Origin of the sequence: Flagellimonas lutaonensis (genome assembly GCF_000963865.1) — a bacterium.
Classification (GTDB): domain Bacteria; phylum Bacteroidota; class Bacteroidia; order Flavobacteriales; family Flavobacteriaceae; genus Flagellimonas_A; species Flagellimonas_A lutaonensis.
Map to the genome: position 1 here is coordinate 1406964 of NZ_CP011071.1, position 23730 is coordinate 1430693.

The 23730-nt window shown below is 46.1% G+C and carries 11 protein-coding genes and 1 tRNA gene; 4 read left to right on the top strand and 8 right to left on the bottom strand.

Annotated elements, in window-relative coordinates:
- Positions 1-41: 41 nt before the first annotated feature.
- Positions 42-416 (top strand): hypothetical protein, encoded by a 375-nt coding sequence (locus VC82_RS06515; protein ID WP_045801657.1) that lies wholly within the window; start codon positions 42-44, stop codon positions 414-416.
- On the opposite strand, the gene VC82_RS06520 is transcribed toward VC82_RS06515, so the two are convergent.
- From VC82_RS06520 to rpiB, 3 genes are read right to left on the bottom strand one after another with little or no spacing between them, the layout of a single operon-like run.
- The gene (locus VC82_RS06520; protein ID WP_045801658.1) at positions 406-861 is read right to left on the bottom strand and encodes a GNAT family N-acetyltransferase; all 456 of its coding nucleotides are present in this window, start codon (positions 859-861) and stop codon (positions 406-408) included. The two genes, VC82_RS06515 and VC82_RS06520, sit on opposite strands and share 11 nt — an antisense overlap.
- The gene (locus VC82_RS06525; RefSeq protein ID WP_045801659.1) at positions 861-1772 is read right to left on the bottom strand and encodes a cation diffusion facilitator family transporter; all 912 of its coding nucleotides are present in this window, start codon (positions 1770-1772) and stop codon (positions 861-863) included. The genes VC82_RS06520 and VC82_RS06525 overlap by 1 nt, the downstream gene beginning before the upstream one ends.
- 9 nt (positions 1773-1781) lie before the next feature.
- The gene (gene rpiB, locus VC82_RS06530) at positions 1782-2216 is read right to left on the bottom strand and encodes a ribose 5-phosphate isomerase B (RefSeq protein ID WP_045801660.1); all 435 of its coding nucleotides are present in this window, start codon (positions 2214-2216) and stop codon (positions 1782-1784) included.
- Positions 2217-2780: 564 nt separating this feature from the next.
- Between rpiB and rnr the strand changes: the two genes are divergently transcribed.
- From rnr to VC82_RS06545, 3 genes are read left to right on the top strand one after another with little or no spacing between them, the layout of a single operon-like run.
- Complete coding sequence (gene rnr / locus VC82_RS06535) at positions 2781-4970, top strand: ribonuclease R (protein ID WP_045801661.1); 2190 nt, start codon at positions 2781-2783, stop codon at positions 4968-4970.
- A gap of 16 nt (positions 4971-4986) precedes the next feature.
- Positions 4987-5673, top strand: a complete 687-nt coding sequence (locus VC82_RS06540) for a head GIN domain-containing protein (RefSeq protein ID WP_313777714.1) — start codon at positions 4987-4989, stop codon at positions 5671-5673.
- Positions 5674-5686: 13 nt separating this feature from the next.
- Positions 5687-6355: a LysE family translocator gene (locus tag VC82_RS06545; RefSeq protein ID WP_045801662.1), complete on the top strand. Its 669-nt coding sequence runs from the start codon at positions 5687-5689 to the stop codon at positions 6353-6355.
- Positions 6356-6386: 31 nt separating this feature from the next.
- On the opposite strand, the gene VC82_RS06550 is transcribed toward VC82_RS06545, so the two are convergent.
- The 5 genes from VC82_RS06550 to VC82_RS06570 all read right to left on the bottom strand — a co-directional run bounded on the left by VC82_RS06550 (position 6387) and on the right by VC82_RS06570 (position 23726).
- A tRNA-Cys gene (locus VC82_RS06550) sits at positions 6387-6457 on the bottom strand.
- Between the two features lie 51 nt (positions 6458-6508).
- A complete protein-coding gene (gene folB / locus VC82_RS06555) occupies positions 6509-6868 on the bottom strand; it encodes a dihydroneopterin aldolase (RefSeq protein WP_045801663.1) in 360 nt (119 codons plus the stop codon).
- A gap of 44 nt (positions 6869-6912) precedes the next feature.
- Positions 6913-7869: a PorP/SprF family type IX secretion system membrane protein gene (locus VC82_RS06560; RefSeq protein WP_045801664.1), complete on the bottom strand. Its 957-nt coding sequence runs from the start codon at positions 7867-7869 to the stop codon at positions 6913-6915.
- A 26-nt stretch (positions 7870-7895) separates the two neighbouring features.
- Entirely contained in the window at positions 7896-21653 is a 13758-nt protein-coding gene (locus tag VC82_RS06565) for a T9SS type B sorting domain-containing protein (protein WP_045801665.1), read from the bottom strand.
- Positions 21654-23726 (bottom strand): PorP/SprF family type IX secretion system membrane protein, encoded by a 2073-nt coding sequence (locus VC82_RS06570; RefSeq protein WP_045801666.1) that lies wholly within the window; start codon positions 23724-23726, stop codon positions 21654-21656. It lies immediately after the preceding gene.
- Positions 23727-23730 lie beyond the last annotated feature (4 nt).

Sequence of the window (23730 nt, forward strand, 5' to 3'; positions counted from 1 at the left end):
TATAATTTGGTTTTTTGTGCAATTTTTTTATATTATAAGTTATGGTAAAATTAGATAAAAAGGAAAACAAGGAGTTTTTAGAAAAGTCGATCAATCACCTTGAGGCCATAGGGTTCAAGAACATAAAGGCGGATCTTGACGGGTACGATCGCCCAAAATCTTATGTCAGAAAAGCAAGCGATACCAAAATAACGCCCGATATCGTGGCGGTTAAAAATGGTCGAAAATATTTTTTTGATATCAGCCTTAAATCGGAAAAACCGCGTTTATTAAAGACAAAGTGGCTCTTTTTGGATACCTTGAGCCGAATGAACTCAAATCGGTTTCGTATCATCACCACCAAAGGGCACTACAAGTTTACCGATGCCATGCTGGCAGACATCAATCTGACCAATAAAAATCCCATCAAGATTTAGATTGATACACCATTTTTACGTGGGGTATGCCGTCTTCCAAATAATCTTCCCCCACAGCTTCAAACCCAAGCGATTTGTAAAAACGTTTTAAATATGTTTGGGCTGATAGTTCTATGTCTTTTTCTTTCAATTCCTGTTCAATGAACTCGATCGATCTTAGCATGATTACCTTTCCCAACCCATGTTTCCGGGCCGTTTCACGAACTACTACCCTGCCAATGGAAGCATGTTGAAAATAATCACCAGGCCTGAATATTCTCGTATAGCCAACAAGTTGGTCTCCATGAAAGCATAAAAGATGAAAGGCTTTTTGGTCTTTGCCATCAATATCTTGGTACACGCAATCTTGCTCTACCACAAAAACCGCAGACCTTAACTGTAAAAGTCCGTACAACTCATTTTTGGTGAGGGCATCAAAGGTTTTTATGTGACAAACCGTTTCCATTAATCTTGTACAATAATTTTCTTGCTATCACACTTACCGTACTCAGGCTGAATATTCACATGGTTGATGCCATAATCTTGCAGTACTTTTTGTTCAATGGCCTCGAGAATAACATCAAATTCAGATAGTTTTATATCGTGCTCGAAATCAATATGGGCCTCTAGGTGTATTTCTTCTTCGTTCAATTGCCAGATATGAACGTGGTGTACGTTTTTGATCCCTTGCATTTGGTTGATAGCGTCGACAATTTCTTGCACCACTATGGATTTTGGGGTGAAGAGCATCAACACCTTTGTCGATTCTTTCAAGAGGTCGTAGCCCACATAGATGAGATATAATGCAATGGCCAGTGTCAGAAGTGCATCTACCCAATACACCTCAAAGAATTTCATCAAAATACCGCCCACCAAAACGGCAACCGAAGCCATCATGTCGGTCAAAAGATGGAAATAGGCCGATTTCATGTTCATGTTATTCTCTGTATCTCCCCTTAAAAGCCAAACACTGAAACCGTTTGCCAAAATACCCAAAACTGAGAGCCAAATGACCAAATCTGAACCGATTTCCTGTGGGTGCTGTAACCGCTCAATGGCTTCTATTATCAAGATAATAGCCACTACCACCAAGGTAGCGGCGTTGATAAAGGCCGCTATGATCTCAGCTCTCTTATACCCAAAAGTTTTTTTGGTAGATGCCTTTTTTTTGGTCAGTTTGTTGGCCACAAAACTGATGACCAGCGACAGTACGTCGCTAAAATTATGCAGTGCATCGGACAAAAGGGCCAAACTACCCGAAACGATACCCCCAATCACTTGGGCAACGGTTATCAATAGGTTCAATAAAATTGAAATACCAAGGGACCTTCCTTTACTGTCGCCTTTAACGTGGTGGTGGCCGTGATGGTGCGCCATAATCAGTGTTTATTTTGTCACGGGTATTTTTTCAACCCTACGCTCATGACGACCTCCCTCAAAAGAAGTATTTAAAAAAGTTTCGACCATATCAAGGGCTTGTGGAAGGGAAATAAAACGGGCCGGAAGACTTAATACATTGGCGTCATTGTGTTCACGGGCGAGTTGGGTAATTTCTTTGTTCCAGCATAGGGCACCCCTAACATTTTGGTGCTTGTTAACAGTCATACTTGCGCCGTTGCCACTGCCACAGATAACAATCCCAAAATCGACTTTTCCTTCAGATACATCACTGCCAACGGGATGAACAAAATCTGGATAGTCAACACTATCTGTGTCATCGGTTCCATAATTGATGACTTCGATTCCCTTTGATTTCAATAGGCCCACAATGGCCAATTTATAGTCCGTTCCCGCATGATCGTTGCCTATTGCTATTCTCATTTTTATAGTGTTTTTTGTATATATACAAAGGTAAGATTCTTTTTAAAGGTCTTTGTTGAAAGTTTTTTTAATAATACAATAAAGCATTAAAAAACAAGAAGTTGTAGTTGCCTGAAATTGTTGATGAACCCTTAAAAAAATGGAAAAGTATATTTTGATTATTTTCTAAAGTACGCCATTTATCATTTTTATTTGGATAACAATCAAAAGTGATCAAAAGATAAAGACATTTTATCAAATGGATTTTAACCGGCATCAACAATCAAAAAACAATTTCTTATCAATAAAAACATGTTGAAAACAGTTCTCCACAATCGTTGATTACATCCACAACAGTTTGTAAAATAAGCAGGTATTCAATTGAAAAAATGTTCATAAACATCCAAAGCTGTTCAACGCAACTTTTATATGGAAAAATTATTGTCACTACTAACAGACCATCATAAACATCATTTTTAGTTTTAATTTAAAAATATCTTTTTAGTGTTATTATATATTGTTGATAAGCTTTTGCTACTTGAATGCTTTCATTATTCGTATTTTTCGCCAAATTAAAGAATGTTAATGTCGAAAAAGAAGAAAAGGGCGACCAGCCAACGCAAAAATGAGATAACAAAAGGAATCTTTCAGGTTCTAGAGGATGAGCCCTCTAAAGGGTTCAACTACAAACAAATTGCTGCTCGCTTGGGTATAGATGATGCTACAGGAAGAAATATTCTCATCAGTAGGCTCGCACAACTAAAAAGCAAAGAACGTATTGTTGAGGTTGATAGGGGCAAGTACAAAAAGAAGTCTTCGGGGAAAAAAGTGTACGAGGGCATCCTTGATGTTACCATGAACGGAAACGCCTATGTGGTGGTAGAAGAGCTGCAAGACGATATTTTTGTGCCCAACCATAAACTGAACAAGGGACTCCACGGCGATATCGTAGAAGTAGCGGTACAACAGAAAGGCAAAGGCAAAAAATTGGAAGGCAAGGTGGTCGGCATCGTCAAGAGAACGAAAGACACCTATGTGGGCCTACTTGAAAAACACAAGACCTTTGCCTTTGTAAGACCCACTGAATCAAAGATGTACACCGATGTGTTCGTGCCCATCGATAAATTGAACAAGGCACAGGATGGTGACAAGGTATTGGTAAAATTGGGCGCTTGGCCAAAAGACGCCGATTCACCGTACGGCGAGGTCATAAAAGTGCTGGGAAAGCCAGGGGAGCACCATACAGAGATACACTCTATTTTGGCTGAGTACGGGCTGCCCTATGAATTTCCGTACGAAGTGGAAGAATTCGCCAACAAACTGGATACTTCCATCAAAAAAGGGGAAATAGCCAAAAGAAGGGATATGCGCGATGTGTTGACCTTTACCATAGATCCCAAAGACGCCAAAGATTTTGATGATGCATTGTCCGTGCAAAAATTGGAAAATGGCCATTATGAAATAGGCATCCATATAGCCGATGTGTCGCATTACGTACAGCCCGGAACAATATTGGACGATGAAGCCTACGAAAGGGCAACTTCTGTTTATTTGGTAGACCGTGTGGTACCGATGTTGCCAGAGGTATTGTCGAACAATGCCTGTTCTCTGCGGCCCAACGAAGAGAAGTACACCTTTTCAGCCATTTTTGAAATCGATGGGCAGGCCCGGGTACAAAAGCAGTGGTTCGGTAGAACGGTCATCAACTCAAACGAACGCTTTGCCTATGAAGAAGCGCAGCATATTATTGAGACCAAACAACCGTGCATCCCAAAGGAAATATCCATACGAAACAGATCCTACAAGGTTTCAAATGAAGTTGTGGAAGCCATTCTCACCTTGAACAGCCTAGCTGAGACCATGCGTGAGCGCCGAATGGAAAAGGGCGCCATTTCTTTCGATAAGATAGAGGTAAGGTTCAATTTGGACAAGGACAATGAACCTGAAAGTGTTTATTTCAAGGAAGCAAAAGAGGCCAACAAACTCATTGAAGAATTTATGCTGTTGGCCAACAGAAAAGTAGCCGAGTTCATCGGGAAACAAAAACCCAAGAAAACGTTTGTATATAGGGTGCACGATGAACCAAACGAAGAAAAATTAATGGCCCTGAACGGGGTTATTTCAAAATTCGGACACCAAATCAACCTCAAGGATAAAAAGTCCATCAGCGCCTCTCTAAACAAGCTCTTAGAGGATGTAAAGGGCAAAAAAGAACAGAATTTGGTAGACACCTTGGCAATACGCAGTATGAGCAAGGCCATCTACACAACCGACAATATTGGGCACTATGGCCTGGCATTTGATTACTATACCCATTTCACCTCGCCGATCAGACGCTATCCCGATGTAATGGTGCACCGCTTACTGCAACATTATTTGGATGGGGGAAAATCACCACAAGAAGGGCCCTATGAAGAAAAGTGCAGGCACTCTTCAGAAATGGAACTATTGGCGAGCAGTGCCGAACGCGATTCCATAAAGTACATGCAGATCAAGTTTATGGAAAAGCACCGTGGGCAAGAGTTCTTGGGTGTTATATCGGGGGTAACCGAGTGGGGCATCTATGTAGAGATTATCGAAAATAAATGTGAGGGCATGGTGCGCATTCGCGACATCAAAGATGATTATTATACCTTTGATGAGAGAGAGTACGCCATTATCGGCGAAAGAACAGGTAAAACTTACCAATTAGGTGACGAGGTCTACGTAATGGTAAAAGATACCGATTTGATCAAAAGACATTTGGATTTTTCCCTTATCGGGAAAAAAGAATGATGTCTGAAACCCCAGTATGATGAAAGCGGTTCTATTGAACAGCATGTTTTTCTTCTTTTCCATCACCCTATTCGCCCAAGATGGAAAGATAACCAAAGAATTGGGGGCTTTTCACGAGGTGAAGGCCTTCGATGGCCTATCCATCAATCTAATCAAGTCAACTACCAACAAAGCGGTCATTTCTGGCGCCAATACCCATAAAGTGGCCATTGTCAACAATTCGGGGGTGTTGAAGCTACGTATGGAAATCGATAAGATATTCAGTGGCTACCGCACTTTTATTGATTTGTATTACACCGGTGAATTGAAGACAATCGATGTGAACGAAGATGCCAAGATTGTTTCAAAAGATGTTATCGTACAAGATTTATTGGACCTTCGGGCGCAAGAAAACGGAAAGCTCGAGATCAAATGCCAGACCGAACAGTTATTGGTAAAGGCAGTTACCGGAGGAGACATCGTTGCAACTGGCTTCGCAAAGACGCAAGATGTGGTTATCAACACCGGCGGAACCTACGATGGCAAACAATTCAAGACATCGTTCACCACCATACAAGTAAATGCAGGTGGCAAGGCCCATGTGTATGCCACCGATTATGTAGGGGCAAATGTAAAGGCAGGTGGCTTGGTGAAGGTGTATGGTGACCCGGCCAAAATGGACGAAAAGACGGTTTTTGGCGGAAAAATCGAACGTGTAGATTAAATAGGCAACAAAAATGGTAGAAGACGTACAAGCAGCCATACCACTCGGTTTACTATTGAGTTTTATGATCGGCCCCGTCTTCTTTGTTTTACTCGAAACCAGTGCCACCAAAGGTTTTCGAGCGGGTATCTGTTTCAATATCGGGGTCATTGTAGCCGATATTCTTTTTCTTTTCATAGCGTATTTCACTAGTTTTCAATTGCTTGAAAATCTGGGCAACCAACCAGGTCTCTATGTTTTTGGAGGAACCATTTTATTGGTCTATGGCCTTGTGGTGTTTATTAAGAAGGAAGTCAAAAAACCAGAGGTCAAGATAAGCAAGGGCACTTTCATCAGCCTTATCGTAAAAGGTTTTCTGCTCAATTTCATAAATATTGGCGTTTTGATATTCTGGTTGGGCGTATTGATCATAGTGGGCCCCACACTTAACAATGAACCTGACAGGATATTGGTGTTCTTTGGTACTATGTTGGCTACCTATTTTTTGGTCGATATGCTTAAGATATTATTGGCCAAACAATTGAAGCGAAAACTTACCCTGAACAAGGTGCGACTGGTAAAAAAAATACTGGGCGTTGTATTGATGGCCTGTGGCCTGGTTTTGATAATAAAGGGTTTTCTGCCAAAAGACAAGTTTGATATTCAAGAGGGCATTGAACGCATTGAAAATATTGGGGAATAAAAAAACCTCCCAGTTCGGGAGGTTTTTTTAGAGGCATCGAGCGGATTCGAACCGCTGTACAAGCTTTTGCAGAGCTGTGCCTAGCCACTCGGCCACGATGCCATTTTAATACCGCAAAGTTATCATTCTTTTTCCGCTTGTCAAAAATATCGACTAGCTTCTCTCAAGTTTTAAAACCACAGAAACACTCTCGACATCCCCGCCCAATGGAGGGTTGATTTTTGATACGACCACTTCAGCACACGATACCGTGGGCAACTCATCAAATATACGGTCAAGAATACGTCGCGCTACATGTTCCAGCAAATATGACTTTTTAGCCATTTCTTCTTTGACAATGTTGTTCAGGTGCACATAATCTACCGTCTCTGAAAGCTTATCAGAGACCGAGGGACCGGATAAATCGGCGTGTACCACTAAATCTACACGATAATCACTGCCAATAATGGCCTCTTCTTGCAAACAGCCATGATTGGCATGTATACGAATGTTATTGAGCTTTATTTTTCCCATGGTCTATATAGCGAATGGGCAAAAGTAAGCGAAAGAAAATAAAATCAGTACGTACAGCGGCAGTTACTTATACCTTGAAAAAGATCCATACCAACGGTCACCACGTGGGTACCTATATTGTATCCGGCAATTTCATTGGTCAAAATCTGGTACGAGTAACCAAAATAGAAATTACTTTTTTTGAGGCCCGCCATAGGCGATAGATAAAGCGGTGTCAACGGCTGGTCTGGGTCGTTCAAAAAACGATAGGTGGCGCCCACATAGTAATAGTCTTCAAAATCGTGAAAACGAAACTTTGCATTAAGGTCGGTGACCGAACGGCTATCGCTCTCGAACCATTGGAAAAAGACCGAGGGCTCGATCTCTAACTTACTGTTTTTGTTCTTCATAAAACTGTACCCCGTGTAGAGGTAGTAGTTTCGAAGGGTATTGGGCTCAAAGGTAGGGTTGAATTTTTCCAAGTTCTTGGGCAATATGTTGGCGGCGTTCACACTAAGGTAAAACCTATCTTTTCTGTATAGTACCCCGATATCGAAATTGTGGTTGGTGGTTGCCCTGTCATCGGTTGGCAACTGGCCATTTTCCATCCTGAAGTTTTCAGTATCAATACGAAATTGGTTGAAATTATATGAGATACCCAAAGAAATGAATTCATCTTCGTAACGATCCAAGGTCAAATGATGGGCAAATGAGACCCTTGCGCCACGCTGCTTGGTGTAACCGTTGCTATCGTTGTACAGAAACATGCCCAACCCAGAGCGGTCGCCGAGCCTGGCATCGGCCGCTATTGTTTGGGTGTCGGGGGCATCTTCGATACCTACCCACTGGGTCAAGCCGTTCAAACGAACTTTTATGTGGTCACCAATACCGGCATATACGGGCGATATCAAGAACGGATTGTCGGCATTGTATTGCGAATGCTGCGGCAATGTCAGCTCTTGTGCATTGGCCCCAGCATAGGTGAACAGGGCCAATAGAAAGATTTGGGTTCTCTTAAACATGTCTTTTAGGTTACGTTCTTTTTAAATCATCGATAAAGGGTAAAATGTCCTATAAACTCCCGGTCATCATTCTCTCCTTGAAGTTTGATGACATACCAGTAATCACCGGTCGGAAGGTGGTTGTTTTGATACATTCCATCCCATCCTTGGTCCCCGTAACGCATCCTATAGAGCTCTCTACCATAACGATCAAAAATGATCATTAGTACATCGGGGAAGCCCTCAAGATTATTCGGAAGCCAATAATCATTCGTTCCGTCACCGTCTGGGGTGAAAAAGTTAGGAATCTCAATATCAATGAATTCCATAAATATATCGGCCGATATTTCACAACCGTTCTGATCGACCACCGTAACCGTGTAGGTGTCAGTGCGGTTGATATAGAACGTATTGTCGGTTCCATTGTTCACATCTCCAAAATAGAAAGTGTAATCTTCCAGTCCGCCGGCAGCAACAGCCGTTATTTCGTTGATGTTGTTCTGCTCCAATGTCAATGTCAACGGCTCGAAGCCTATGATCTCAAAATCAACGATGTTGACACAACCATTTGAATGGGCAATGGTCAGGTAATGGTTTCCGGGTGCCATATTGGTGAAATCGGGTGCCAGTTGCAAATCGGCAGGGTCGGTTGAATCAAGGGCATACATGACATCGCCCGAAACAGAAGCATCTTCCAAAGTAACCTCGATACGGTTATCAGGAATATTGCCAGAACACTCATAGATCGGCTCAACCGTTGCGTTTAGATTAACGCCAGGTGCAATGTCCACAATGATGTTGGCATCACAATCGTTGGCATCCCTCACAAAAATAACATGGGTGCCAGCCGGTAGGTTGTTGAAAAGGGTTTGCCCATCAACAAAATCAGTATCGTTGTTCGAGTTCAGGCTGGCGCGATACGGGGCCGTGCCACCAGAAATGCTTATTTCTATAGAACCGTCTGCACTTCCGGCGCAGACCTCATCAAGTACGTTTACAGTGGTGACAGTAATCGGACTTGGCTCTGCTATCGTGAACTGGAATGGAATAAAGCATCCATTTCGATCTTGCGCAATAACATCGTACACTCCGGGCGCCAGGTCGGTAAAGGTGTTTACGGTATCGAACTGGTTCAGGTTCGGTGTAATGGCGTAGAATATTTCGCCCGTACCTCCAGAAACTTCTACTGAAATAGTACCGTCGTTTTCACCTGCACAGGTCACATCGGTAAATTCTTGTCGGTCTACTTGCAACGGTATGGGATCCACAATCGGTATTACAGGCGATACCTCCATACAGTCTTGGCTTGTGACCCGCACATAGTAATTGCCCGCTACCAGACCGCTAAAGGTGTCGCTTGCTTGTGGCCCTGACACAAGGTTCGTCAGGGCGGCATCGCTGAACAGTTCGTAGCTGTAGTTGCCCAGTCCGCCCGTAACATTGGTGATAATGGTTGCAGAAGCTTCACCGGTACAATTGATGACTGCGGCCGAATCATCGATATCAATCGTCAAAGGCGGTACCATATCAATGCTCACTTGGTTTGAGATCATGGCCTCACAACCAAAGGCGTCACGAATATAGTATTGGTACACACCTGCATTTACATTGAAGGTATGTGTGTTGCCGCCACTCATAGGGGCATAGGTGCTGCCATCGGCACTGAACTCATAAGGCCCTGTACCGCCTGTTGCGGTCAATTCTATCTGTGCTTGGTTGTTACAGGTCAAGGGGCTCAACTGTATAAGGGAAGCCATTACCTCAACAGGTTCTGAAATGGTCACTTGGGCCGTTTCAACACCACAGTTCCAATCATCGGAAACCGTGATACTATAGATGCCCGCACCCAAGTTGTTAAAGATGGGGCTGCTTTGCGCACCGCTGGTAAAGGCAATAACCGTACCCGTTGCATCATAAGTGTTCAATTGGTATTGATAAACACCCTCTCCATTAAGTACGTTGATTGCGGTCACAGTGGCGTTGGTGTCTCCGTAACAAGCCAAGGTGGTCGGTGTGGCGTCGATACCGGCGGTTATAGGCAATGGTTGGGTCAAGGTCAGCGACCTGTTGATAACACAACCCCCATTATCCGTAATTTGAACATCAAAGCTTCCTTCGGAAAGCCCAGTAAACACGTGGCTTGTTACATCGTTCACAGTATAGACCTGTGAGGTGGCATTGTTCGTCAACACTATGTCGTACGGCGCATAACCACCTGTCGGAGTCACCTCGATTTCGCCTTGGTCGTTGGTACAGGTCACATTGGCAACCTCAACCGGTGTAGCATCCAATGGCATATCGGGCGAAACGATGGTGACCATATTGGTATCGTCGCTGCAAAGTGAGCTTCCGGCACCCGTTTCTGTGATGCGTACATAGAAGTTGCCGCCCGAAAGGTTGCTTACCGCAAACGTAAACGGATTTGAAGTTGATGTTCCCGTACCATTTTGTATAGGGTTGTTCTCTTGGTCGAACACTTCAAAGTCAAAATCACCAATATAATCGTTGATGGTCACCTCCAATGCGCCGTTGTTGTCACCAAAACAAATGGCAGGTGCCGTGGCTATGGCCGTCACGTCGATCAAGTCATAGGGGTTGATAACATACGTGGTTTCTTCATAACATCCCGTGGTGTCATTGGTGGCCCTAAAGGTATAACTGCCGGCGGCACTCAACTCAAAAGTGGCCGTGGTGGCGGTGCTACTTGTAAAGCTTCCGTTCGGATTTCCGTTCGGAAGCAACTCAAACGTATAAGTATGACCTGAAGGATGGCCTTCCGTAACGGTCAATATTACCTCTTCAGGATTGACGCACGTAATGGCAATGTTCTGCGAGGCATTCAACGCAAAGGTGTTCAATGGCTGAATGATAATGCTATCTGTAAACGGACAGCCATTAGCGTCGGTTACATAGAAATCGATGGTCTGCGCAGCACCGTTATCGATAATTTCAAAGGAATTTCCAGTTTGATAATTGACGCCATCTATGCTGTACAAATAAGGAGCCGTACCGTCAGTGGCTGTTATGGTTACCGTTGAGGTGTTCACGGTATTGTCAGGAGCACACGCAAAAGGTGTGGCCACCGCCGAGGCAGTTAGTGCGTTGGGCTCTGTTATGGTCTCTGTTCTGATGTCTTCACAGCCCCTGGCCGAAACCACTCGAACGTCATAGCTGCCTGCTGGCAGGCCTGTGAACAATGGATTGTTCTGCAGGGGTCTGCTCGGCGCCCCGGCCAAACCGATCAATTCATATTGATATGGCGGATTGTCGTCAGTAGTGGAATCTAAATTTGCCAAAATGCTTCCATCAGAACCACCATTGCAGCTTACATGGGTGATGGTGGCGTTGAGCAGTACAGGGTCAACCTTATCGTCCAAAGGAACGTCAATGGTTTTCACGCATGTATGGCCTGTCGCCGTATCGGTAATCGTAAATGTGTAGGTACCGGGCATGGTCAGATTGGTAAAAGTGGCCGACGCACTTGCCAAAATATCCGGTAGCGGTGTTGAACTGTCGGGGAATTCTACTGCATAATCAAAGGTACCCGAGCCACCTGTCTGTGAAATGGTTACATGCCCCCCAGGGTCGGGTGTACAGTCAATGGGTTTGTCCACTGTTGCCGTTGGAACGATTTCATCATACAACAACACCGCATTGGTGGTCAGCGAACAGCCCCATTGGTCGCTTACGATTACTTCGTAAGTACCAGCACCTAGATTGTTGAATGCTCTGGAGGTCTGTGGAGACCCTACATTTGTGCCATTTCGTACCAATTGATAGCTGTAGTTGCTGCCTTGGCCACCAGTTGGCGCACTTACTTCAATGGCGCCCTCGATATTGGTACAGTTCGGATTGGTAATGGCCAATGTGGCTGCAATCGGTGATGGCACATTCAATGTTTCGTCCGGAAGTTGCTCTGGACAACCATTTTGGTCGATCACCCAAATTTCATAAGTGCCCGCACTCAAGTTCTCAAATCGAGGATTTGGGAAATAGTTGGCCGGATTGTTCGGATCAGGATTCGGCACTTGATCGACATAATAACGATAACCGCCCCATCCGCCTTGAACGTTCGTTATCTCAATAACGCCATCGTTACCGGGAACACAGGTAATTTCTTCCACATTTACGTTGGCGGTTATGGCCGCTGATGGCCCGGCAATTGTAAACGCCTCAATATTTGTACAATCTGGGAAATTGGTTTGGGTCACCTCTACATAGTAGTCACCGGCAAACAACGCAATCGGCAAGGTCGGACCATTGCCGGCTTCGGTACCCGTAGCTACTGAAGTGTCATCAGCGGTGTTTGCTGGGGTGCCGTTGGTGTCCCAAATTTCCCAATCGAAACCTCCAGGATAGGTGGCATCTACCAGTTCAAAGGTCACTTGTCCGCTCTGCGTTCCAAAGCAGATGACATCGTTGACAACGTTCACATCGATGGTAAAGGTGTTCGGATCTGTTATCGTTTCAGAGGCAGTGATGATACAACCCGTGTCTATATGCCGGATCAAGAAATTATGGGTGCCGGCAGACAGTCCCGTAAAGACTTCAGGGTTGGCATGCGTGCCTGTGTTCTGCCAAGTGGCCCCATTGTCGATGCTGTATTCGAAACGGGTCGGGTCGCTGTTGGTCGAGGTCGCCGTGATGGTGATCTCGCCATCGCTTCCGGGTGTACAGCTCAACGGATTGGTAATCGCTGCCGTTGCGGAAAGCAACTCGTCGTACGGCTGTATGGTCGCGGTGGTAGCGCCCACACAACCGTTATTGTCGTACACATTGATGGTATAGACACCACCCGCGGGGTCTGTTTCAATATAGACAGGATTTCCTCCCGATTGAACCACTACGGGAGCCTCAACAGGAACGGTGTTGGGGTCGTCCTCCTCAATGAATTCATAAATGACGTAGGTGCCACTACCGCCCGTTATCGCCAGATCATCAATGGTAATCGTGGCATTGTTGGGGTTGTTGCCGGCGGTACAGCCGAATTCGACCACTGTCGGTGCCGGTACCGTAACGACATCCGGTTGGGTGATAACCTGGGTCGTTTCGACGAAACAACTGTTGGCAGCCGTTGCCCGTATGGTATAGGTGATGCCGCCAAGCGTGCCCTCAAGGCCTGTAAACGTTGCAGAAGTAGTACTGCTACTGGTTGGCGCAATGGGGAATACCGCACTACTGCCGGGGCCGGAAACGATTTCATAAGTATAGGGCCCTATGCCCACATCGGTACTCGACACGGTAATGGCGCCATCATCGACCCCATTACAGGTAACATCTGTAAATGCATCAACATTGATATTTGGTGTTACCAATGGAGGGACATCGACAACCATACTGCCCAAACAGTTCGGAACTGATGTGCTGGTGTCGTAAACTGTTACTGTATATGAACCTGCAGCGCTGGCTCCAGTCCATGTGATAGTGTTTCCAGCCATAGCTGTTCTGGCCTGATCTGCAGCACCGGGGCCATCGATTTCATAGTCATAGTTTCCTGAACCTGCCGTCACATCAATGGTAATTTCGGCATTGTTGGCCGGTGCTGCCTCGCAGTCAAGCAATGTAGTCACCGCAGCGTTGAACTGTAATGGAGGTTGAATATTGAAAGGATCGGTATCAGAGCAACCGTTCAGATCAGTAACCGAGATGGTTTGGCCCAGACCAGAGCTGAGTCCTGTCACCGTATATTGGTTGCTTCCGTTGAAGGTGATATTTTGGCTCGGCCCACCATTAATGCTCAACTGGAAAGGAGCAGAGGCAACTGCCGGGTTAGTCAAAGTCACAAGCACCTCGAAGGTTCCTTCTGCAACACATTCATCTACCACGGCCACCGTTATTTCCGGTCTTGGATCAAGACCTACAGTAATATCAAAGGGCTGGATACAATCATAGGCATCTCGAACATAAACTGTATAGTTGCCATTTGCCAAACCAGTGAAGAGGCCATTGGTGCTAACTCCTGTCCATGTTGCCGGGGTCGGAACAGGATTGCCGAACGGTTCCAACTGAAAGAGATATGGGGCTTGTCCAAATTGGGCAACAGCTGAAATGGTACCATTGGCGCTACAGTCACTGGCGTTGGTTGAGGTCGCCGTCACTGCTAGGGCATTAGTGGATTCATCGATTGTAAAATCAGGCGAACTGATAGAACAGCCATCAAAAGGACCACCAACCTCACGCAACAGCACGTAATATACACCAGGAACCAGGGGCCCAAGATTTGGAACTGTCAAAGGGCCTGCTGGTGGATTCACGGAAGTTGTTCCCGTGATGCCCGTGGTAAGGTTTGATTGGGCATTGAATATTTCATAAGTCACATCGGTGGCCAAAGGGTCAAAGTTATCGAAGGTAAAGGTCACATTGCCATCGTTGGCGCCCGTACAGGTCACATTGGATTCCACCAATGACGTAACCGTCATGTTTGACGGAGAGTTGATGGGCGCAGAAGCCGTTTCAAAATAGTAACAATTTGTTACCGTATCATAAACTACAAATGTATAGGTGATGCCTGGAACCAGCCCGGTAAAGGTGGCAGTATCTGTATTGCCCACCGGAAGCGGGTCGGGACCGACATAAGTCGAGGAATAGGGAGCTGAAAAAGTTTCCAATATTGCAAACTGGTAGCTACCGCTTCCGACAACCGAAGATACAGTTACTATTGCCGTACCACCCGCAGCACAACTTGCCGTTGCCGTAGAAACATCGATATCCAGGTCATTAGGCGGTGATGCGATTATATTGGTCGTTCTGACAGAGCAACCATTGGCATCGATGACGTCTACCTCGTAGATACCAAACTCCAAGATTGCAAAAGTATGGTCTTCGCCACCCGCAGTTGTGGTGTAGGTGCCTGAAAAGCCATTGTTCCCTGTAAGATGATAGGTGAACTCGGCAGTTCCTCCCGTCACATTTTGTACCGTGATGGAACCTGGATTGGTGCCTCCTCCCATTGAATCACAAGTAATCGGCTGAAGGTTAATGGTATAGGTAATGGCATTGGGCTCGTTTATCGTAACCGCGAATGGGGCAGAAACACAACCCTTGTTATCTATTATCGTTACTTCGTAATCACCTGCGGGAAGACCTGACGTCTGAGTTCCGTAGTTGGTTGGCCCGTTGATTTCAACCACATTGATGACGTAGGGGGGTGAGCCCACTGAAGTATCGATGACCACATCCAACGCACCGGTGCTATCGCCGTTGCAAAGAACATGGGTAGGCGTCACAGAAGTAATCACGGGCGTTTGTGCCTCGGTGATGACTATTGGATTTGTGATCACTGTACAGGGCGATGGTGCTGTAGTGTCGGTAACCCTAAACACAAAGGTTCCGAAGGTATTGGTGCTAAAAACGTTGCCTGCGAAATTGGTGCTGAAATAGGTTGCGCCGCCATCATTGGACCATTCGTAAGAGTAGGCTCCTGAACCGCCAGCGGCATTGATGGTCACCGAGGCATCGGCCACACAGGTTAGGTCTGCCGTCAAAACTGCGCTGGCTGTCAGTTGCGGATTGATGGTCACCGATTGTTGTACGCCCATACAGCCAAAACCATCCCTGACATCAATTGTATAGGTGCCGGCGGTCAGGTTGATGAACGTATGGGTTGTTGCTGTCGATGGGGTTGGGGTCATCCAAGGGCCACCGTCCAAACTAAACTGGTAATTGCCGTTGCCGGCAGTAACATCGACCTGTATGGTTGCATCATTGTTGCCACTATAACAAGCGGTCGCCGTGGTGGTAAAGGTAATTCCGTTGGCAGGGGAAACTGTTATGGCCGCATCAATGGGGTCTTCACAATTGTTGGCATCCCTTGCCCTAACGATATAGTCACCAGGGGCCAAACCTGTAAATATGGTATTGTTTCCGTTGGTGGCAAAATCAAATCCCGCTATAATGCCCCCGATACCATTTTCAAGTTGAAAAATATAGGAAGGGGTTCCCCCAGAAGCCGTGGCTGTAATGACGGCACCATCGGTACATGTAGCAGGCGATGTCAAATTCGCGGAAGCGATTACCGGAGTAGGTTCGTTCAAGATTTGGTTCAAGGTTATAATACAACTGTTATCAAGTACATCGCGCACTTCAATAGTGTAGTTTCCGGCGGTAAGACCTGAAAGTGTAATGGGGCTTGCGGGCTGTGGCGCCGAATATCCACCACCATTCACTTGGTACTCAAAACCGTTTATGGCATCGAAGTTTTCCACTTCAAAAGTGATTCTTCCGTCAGCACCGGCGTTACACGTGATGTCAGAGAAAGCAGTAATGTTGGCATCAAAGACATTGCCGCTTTCAACCAACACATTTGCCTGTGTGGTACAATTGCTGCCGTAATCGACAGTTATAGTGTGGTTGCCCGGCGTTACATTGTTGAAGACGTTGGACGATTGAAAAGCCCCTGCATTCAAACTGTAGGTATATGTGGGGTCGTTGGGCAAAACGGTAATATTTCCACTGCCATCACAATTATAGGCCACCGTAAAGCTTAAGGTAGGCTCAGCAGGAAGGGGGGCAATTATAATGTCGGGTAACGTAATAAAACATGAAATGGCATTGGCGTCACGCACTCTGATTGAATAGGTGCCATCTACGAGCCCTGTAAAAGTTATTCCACCTGTTGTAGGGGCAGACCACGTGGCACCATTGAGACTATATTGATAGTCTCCTGAGCCGCCAGATGTTGGAGTTACACTCCCTACTGTGATTTCCCCATTTTGGGTACAGGTATAATTCTGGGTGATTTGGGCTTCAGCAACCAATTGTGCAGGCTCATTGACGGCAACAACCACACTTGCATCACAATTGTTCACATCTCTTACCCTGACCGTATAACTACCTGCGGTCAGATTGAAGAAATCGGTTGTTGTTTGGTAATTGGCACCGTTGTCAATACTGTATTCATAAGGGCCTTCACCTCCCGAAGCGGCCAAGGTTATGGAACCATCGGCACCTCCGAAGCAAGTGACATTGGTTACTGTGGGTGTTATTGAAATTGGGGCATCTTGAACAACGGCAATGTCAAAAGAGGCCTCACAGAAACCCGCATTACCGTTATTGTCTCGCACATACACATCATAATCACCTGTGCCAGTTACCGTTACCGGGTTGCTGGTCGCGAAATCGCCTGGCGTTGGGGTTACCCCATCGTTCACCACGGCATATACATAATTGCCATCGCCACCGGCAGCTGTAATGTCGATATCGGTATCGGTACCACATGCCGTAATGTTGGGTGCGGTTGCCGTTACCGTCAACTCTGGGTTGATGGTGATTGTTTCAGAATCGGTACAATTATTTCCGTCGCGCACATCAATGGTGTACGTTCCAGACGTTAAACCACTGAACACATTGTTGGTGGTAAAGGCACCACCATTCAAGCTATACTCAAAGTTGCCATCCCCACCTGAGGTTACGCTTGCCGTCAAGGCAAGCCCCACGGCATCATCATAACAAACATCGTTTGGGGTAATCTGCAGTACCGGTGCAACGGCCGCATTCAGATTAAAAGTGGTCGAAACGGTACAGCCATTGGCGTCTGTCACCGAAGCTGTATATGTGCCCGTCTGTGTCAAGTTGTTGAACACCCCGGTCGAATTGGTTCCGAAGAGGGTTGTATCTGGGTTGGTAAGGGTAAAGGTATTGCTTCCCCAACCGCCAGTGGAAGTCAAGACCACACTACCATCTGTAGTACAAGTGGGCTGTGTTTCTGCAGCACTGATGGTCAATGCGGCTGTGGGCGCATTTATGGTCACATCGGCTGTGGCCGTACAGTTGGTTTCGTTGTCGGTGACCACAATGGTGTAGGTGCCATCATCCAACCCCGTAAGGTTGATGGTAGCACTGGTTTCGTTGGTCCCATTAAAGGCGGAAGGACCTGTAACCGTGTAATCATACGAAGTATTGAAGCCTGAAACGGTGAATAGCGCCTCACCGTCAGTATCGTTAAAACAGGTCACATTTTGAACCAATTGGCCCACAACACCAATCGGGGTCACTGGGTCTATGGTAAAATCCTCTGAATACACACACCCCTTGTCATCAGTTACCCTGAAGGTATAGGTGCCCGGCGCCAAACCATCGAAATCAGCGGTGTTTCCTGAAATGGAAGTGGCCGCTATGGGTGATGGCGCGGTAATCTCAAAAAGATAGGGGGCATTGCCATCCACTACCGTAACGGTTACATCAGAAGTCTGTGTCGGGCAGTTTGGCGGTGTGGCCGAAAAGGTCAGATCCGTAGGAGGATTCAACGGGTCAATGGTCACAGGGTTGGTTACAAACGTACAACCGCTTGCATCACGAATAGTGATATTATACGTGCCGTCGGTCAGGTTCGAAAAAGTTTCGGCCCCTACCCCACTAACAAAGTTCACCCCATCGATACTATATTCGTAAGGGCCTGTACCGCCCGAAACGCCTTGTGCCTCGATAATGCCGTTTTGCAGACAGGTATAGTCTTGAACAAGTACCGCATTACCAGAAATGCCACTTGTTGGAGTTGATACGGTTTGATATTCGAAATAGTCGCAAGCCGCGCTTCCTTTTCTTTGGTTTATCACAATGGCGTAATCGCCTGCCGCCAGACCAGTGAACACACCAGATGAATTGGAGGCAAGGGCATTGTTGACATCATAGTTGTTTTCATCAAAAGTTGTGGCATCAAACAGATAATAGGTAAGCTGATATCCATTGCTACTAACCAAATTGAATTGGATAGATCCTGTAGAATCTCCAAAACATTGTACATCAACCACGGTTGTGGGGGCGTAATCTGCTGCAGGCTGAAACTGTATGGTCACTGTATTTGATATAGCCGAGCAGTTATTTCTGTCCACCACTATAAAGGTGTAATCACCTGGATCAAGAATATCAAAAATGACACTTGTTTGGAATTCACTTGCGGGAATGTCATTTACCGTGGGATAAGATATTTGGGTAATTCCACCCTCATCAACATAAGACCAAATGGCGTAAGTGTGAGGGGTTTGACCACCTGAAGAACTCATTTGGATGTTTCCTTCACGACATGTGATATGCTGAGAAATACTAGCTGTTAAATCAAGATCGGTCAAATCTTGTATGACAACCTGTTCGGTGTGGTTACAGCCATCGTCGGTGGTCACCAGAACATCGTAGGTGCCTGGGTTTAGATTCTGAAAAGTGTAATTGTTGTCGTCGGAAGGGCCGTATGTATCAACCGTGGTTCCTCCTTGAGAGATTTCATAGTAGTACTGGGGCTCTACATCCAATACATTTATGGAGATTTCGCCCAGACCGTTGCAATCAGTATCTCTGGTCGTTACATCGACCTGAAAATTCCTTTCAAGGATTCCGATGTTGTCCAGCACAAACACACAGCCGTCAACTACACCTTGCTGCCTCATCTCTACCCTATAGGCGCCGTTTGTAGCAATATCAAAACTCGGGTTTGACTGGTAGGCAACCAAGATGTTACTTGTTACGGCATCGACCAGTTGAAATTCATAGTCGATGGGCATATTGGTGACTGTTATGTTGCCGGGGGTGTTGCATATAATATCGCTGCTATTGTACTGGGGGTCAAGCGGGTTTTTATAGATGTTGAAATAGAACCTGCTGAAACACCCGTTCTGGTAGTTGATCTGTAGGCGGTATTGCCCGGCATCCGAAGCAAGAAAATCACTTCCGGTGTCAACGGTGTTCCATGTACAGCCGTTGTCTTTGTTGGCACAATCTGGGGTTGAAGCGGTACAGCTGGCCTCATCCAATTGCTCCCAAACAATGCTCTGAGCATCGGGAATGTTTATTTGGATGAGCTCAGTGTCGTTCAATCCACATAAAAACACCTGTGGCAGCTCTTCGCCATCATTGGGGCAGACAACGATTTCTCCTTCTACCGTGTTCGAGGTATCGTTGATCAGATCGGTGATGGGGTTGGTCTGTGTAGCCCCAAAGAGCGTCACAATGATTATTTCCTGAAAACCCTTACAAGGGTCGGCCACATCTTTGTCAACGATATAGATACCGGTGTCACTTACCAACAAGGTGCTGGGGTCGTTGTCTGGGTCACCATCCGTGATCACGGTGTCTCCCGGATCTATAAGGTGGTCACCGTTGTTGTCCAAATACCAGGTATACGTATCAAAATTGTCTCCCGCGTCCAACAAAACATTATCGCCGCACAGTTGCACGGTTCTGGTAAAATCGCAGCTTTCAAGGTCATCCAACAAAAAATTGGTCGCGCCAGGGGTTACAAATCCGCAGCTGTCAAAATCGGAAACACTGGGATCATCGGTAATCTGGTTGTTGTTTATGACACCTTGATAGGTAGAATAGGCCAAATTGGTTATCTGGTCGGTACAGGCATCGATAAAGTCAAAACAATTTTCGGCCACCCTTACCCGCATTCTGATTTCGGTCAAGGGATCGCCCACCTCGATTAGATTATCAGGAACAGTAAAAACTATTTCCCTTGTGGGGGCATTATAAACATATGTTACCCCGGGAGGGAGTACCATGTTCAGTTCATCAAGGGTAACGTTAATGGGCAAGATGTCCCGTATGGTATAATTGGTGGCATCATCGTTGCCAATATTCACAAAAGAAAGCACATAATCCAAGTACTGTCCAAGGTTGACGCCCGCGCCTGTTATATCGTTTCCCGCAATGTCTTCAACACGTTTTTCAAGAACGATTTCCGGTTCGATGATCTCAACGTTGAACGAATTAAAGAATGGGTAGTACTGGTCGCCGTTTGAAGTAAACCGAAACGTTGCTGCCGTTTCATTGTTGGGAATCACCGAATTGACAGGGTTGTTTAACAGGAACATGTCCGTGTCGTATCCCAAGGTGTTCACACTATTGGGGTTACGATTGGTGGTTATGGTGCCGTTCAGTGAAATATTGCTATTGAAAAAATTGCTGGCAGGATTTGCAGCATTGCTAATGGTGGTGAACGAGCCATTGCTGGCGGCACGAATGCGCATACGGTCACCGGTAATTCTGTTATCGCCCTCGAGTGCAGCGGCGCCTAAATAGGCGTTTACGGGCCCAGCCGGAATGGTATTGAAACCGCTGTAATTTATGTTCACGTTGGAATTTGCACTGTTCACCCTTGCAAAACCATCGAATGTGGTGATCAATTTTCCTGTAAGGGTTGGGTTTTCATATACAATGACCAGTGTCCAACCGCCGGCAGCCCCTCCTCCTGGGGAAAGGGAACCTACCACCGACCTGATGTTGGCAACCGTATAGTCACCTTCCGGGTTTGGCAGGGCCGACACCAGTGCCGTTACATCTGCATAGCACGCGTACGGACTGTTTTGGCGCATACTGTTGTCGGTGCTGGTAAAGCCATCATAAATAATTTCATCGGCGGTGACGTCTACGTACGAACCGCCCGGCACCATGAATTTAACCTGGTTAAAGTCGTTTTGTCGGTTGGTGCCCACCGGCTGCCCGGCCTGTTGGCTGGGATAAGTGGCGGACCAATAAAGTCCGGCGTAACGAATTTGGTTACAGTTGGCCTGGGGAAAAGTAAAGGTTGCCCGACTTGAACTGAAGGTGCTCGGATCATTGTCAACATCGATGTACTGCATGTTCAACCAGTCATTGTAGGTCGAAGAGTTGCCCGTGGCATTGTATGGGTCTTCGGGCTCGGTGGAACCCGTTCCCCCATCACGGTTTACGATATTGTTGGCGATAAAGGTCAGGTCGCCCTTGATATTGTTCTGATATCGAATATCAAAGGTGTTGTATTCTTGTGAAAATCCAATAAAAGAGAATAGGCCTATGCCGAGACATAGTGCTATTCGTAACAGCCGGTTTTTCATTTAGCTTATATGGTTTGGTTTAACACGCATGATCCATATCTGATCATGGTATTGATTGTTCAGTTTGGAGTAGTATGAAATCAAGGCGCTCGTCCATTCACTGTGCCTTTTCAGGTAAACATACCGGTAGTTGTTTTCCGGATTGATGAAGTAACTGGCACTGAGCCCCTTGGCATTCAGTTCTTTGACAAAGCGCTTGGCATTCGAAGGTTTTTCAAAGACATTGGCAATGATATAGAAACCAGAACCTAGCCCGTCTATGTCGTATGTTTTATAGGCGATGCCCCCTTGTGTGTTGCCAGAGGGCTCTTGATCGGCAGATACCACATTTTGGCGTAGGGCGGTATCGTCGTATTTTGAATCAGACACCTCATTGCTGGCGTATTGTGTGTTGTCGTAGTCGCCTGTTACCTTCATCACCCAAGTATCGCCCTGATAGGTGCCGTTGAGCTTGGAACGATAGGCATTGATGGCATCTTGTTTATTGGCATACCCCTTTAGGTATACATAGTTGAGGCCGTTCTTCGGATTTTGGAAGTAATCGGCCTCTATGCCCTGGGCCTTTAACTCATCGATGAACTTGTTCATGTACTTGGTGCCACGATATACATTGGCAATCAAATAATGGCCGCTCTGTATATTTGGAATGGTAAATGACTTGAAGCTTCTAGAAGTATTTTTATACCGAATGTTATCTTTTTTACTGTCCTCACGCACTGCCACAGGCTTTGATTCAATGGGCCTGTCGGTATCTTTGAGTTTGATGATTTTTTTGGCCGAGGTATTGTTGGTCAACCCATGGTTGGCCAGGGGCTGTTGTTTGTTTGTATCGGTGGGCGCCACATCAGTTCCCGCGAAATAGGTTTCCCGGGCCTGCTGCTCCAGTTCAGGCCTTTTGCCCTGTGTTTCCCTGCGTACAAGGCGCATCACGTTTTCAAACCGTCGTTCTAGGTCGCGTTGACGGTTTTGTTCGAGTGAGTCTTGCCGAAACAGCAGTTCATCGAGAATGGCATCGTTTTCGGCCAGTTTGCGTTCAAGCTCAGCAATCCTCATGTCTTTTTCTGATAGCGTGAGCTCTTCAATCGGAGTTTCCTCCTCCTCGTTGCTTACCAATTCATCTTCCTTTTCAAGCATTACACGGTCTTCGGTCAGGGTTGGGGTAAACGAATAGGCCAGTGAGATTTCGTGGGTGAGTCCGAGATTGTCCAAATCATTGCTCAATCCCTTTTCCATGGTATACCCGAGTGAAATTCTGCGGTTCAGGTTAAAGCCCACCCCGGCAGAGGCACCAAAAAGATCGTCATAACCGGCTTGTAGCCACCCTAGTTTTGGTAGGTCCATGATGAGTCCACCCCCTAGGGATATATCCTCTTCCCCCACTTTTCGTACCCTGGCCAACGGCATCAGCCGGCCTTGTTCAAAAATGCCCGAGGCATTTTCAAACTGATGGGTATATTGTAGGTGGGCCGAATACATTTTTTCGCTGAATTCGGTATTTGATTCGTTGGTTTTTAGATTGTAGTCGAACAGGTTTTCGGCAAAAGCCCCGAAATCAAAACGGCCGAACGAAAGGTTGAAACCCGGTTGAAACAAAAGCAATGTGCTATTGTTCCGGCCCAAAAGCGGATCATTGGGGTCCAATGAACTGGCCCTGTTCTGGTCAAGGCCACTGTTATAGTAACTAAAGTTTGCACCAAAGGTAAAATTGCTCTGTTCGCTCAGCTTTACCCCGTAGGCGTAATTGGCCAACACCCCAAAGTTGTTGAATATACCCTCGCGTTGTGTGTATAGGCTCACGCCCAAACCGCTTCTATCCCCTATTCTACCGCTATAGCTCAAGAAATAGGTCTGAAAATTGTCATCAAAAGATACCGCTTGGTTTCTATGAAACAGGTTGATGTACGACTTGTCTTCCCTGACCGTTGAAAAGGTTGGGTTGATCAAGAACCGGTTAAACTTCAACAGGTTTTGCGAAGGGGCACTATACGTAACGGCCGGGCTTTCTTCTTGGGCGGTTACAGGGCCCATAAAGAAAAGCGAGACTAGCAATAGAGGCAATACTTTTTTGTACATGGTC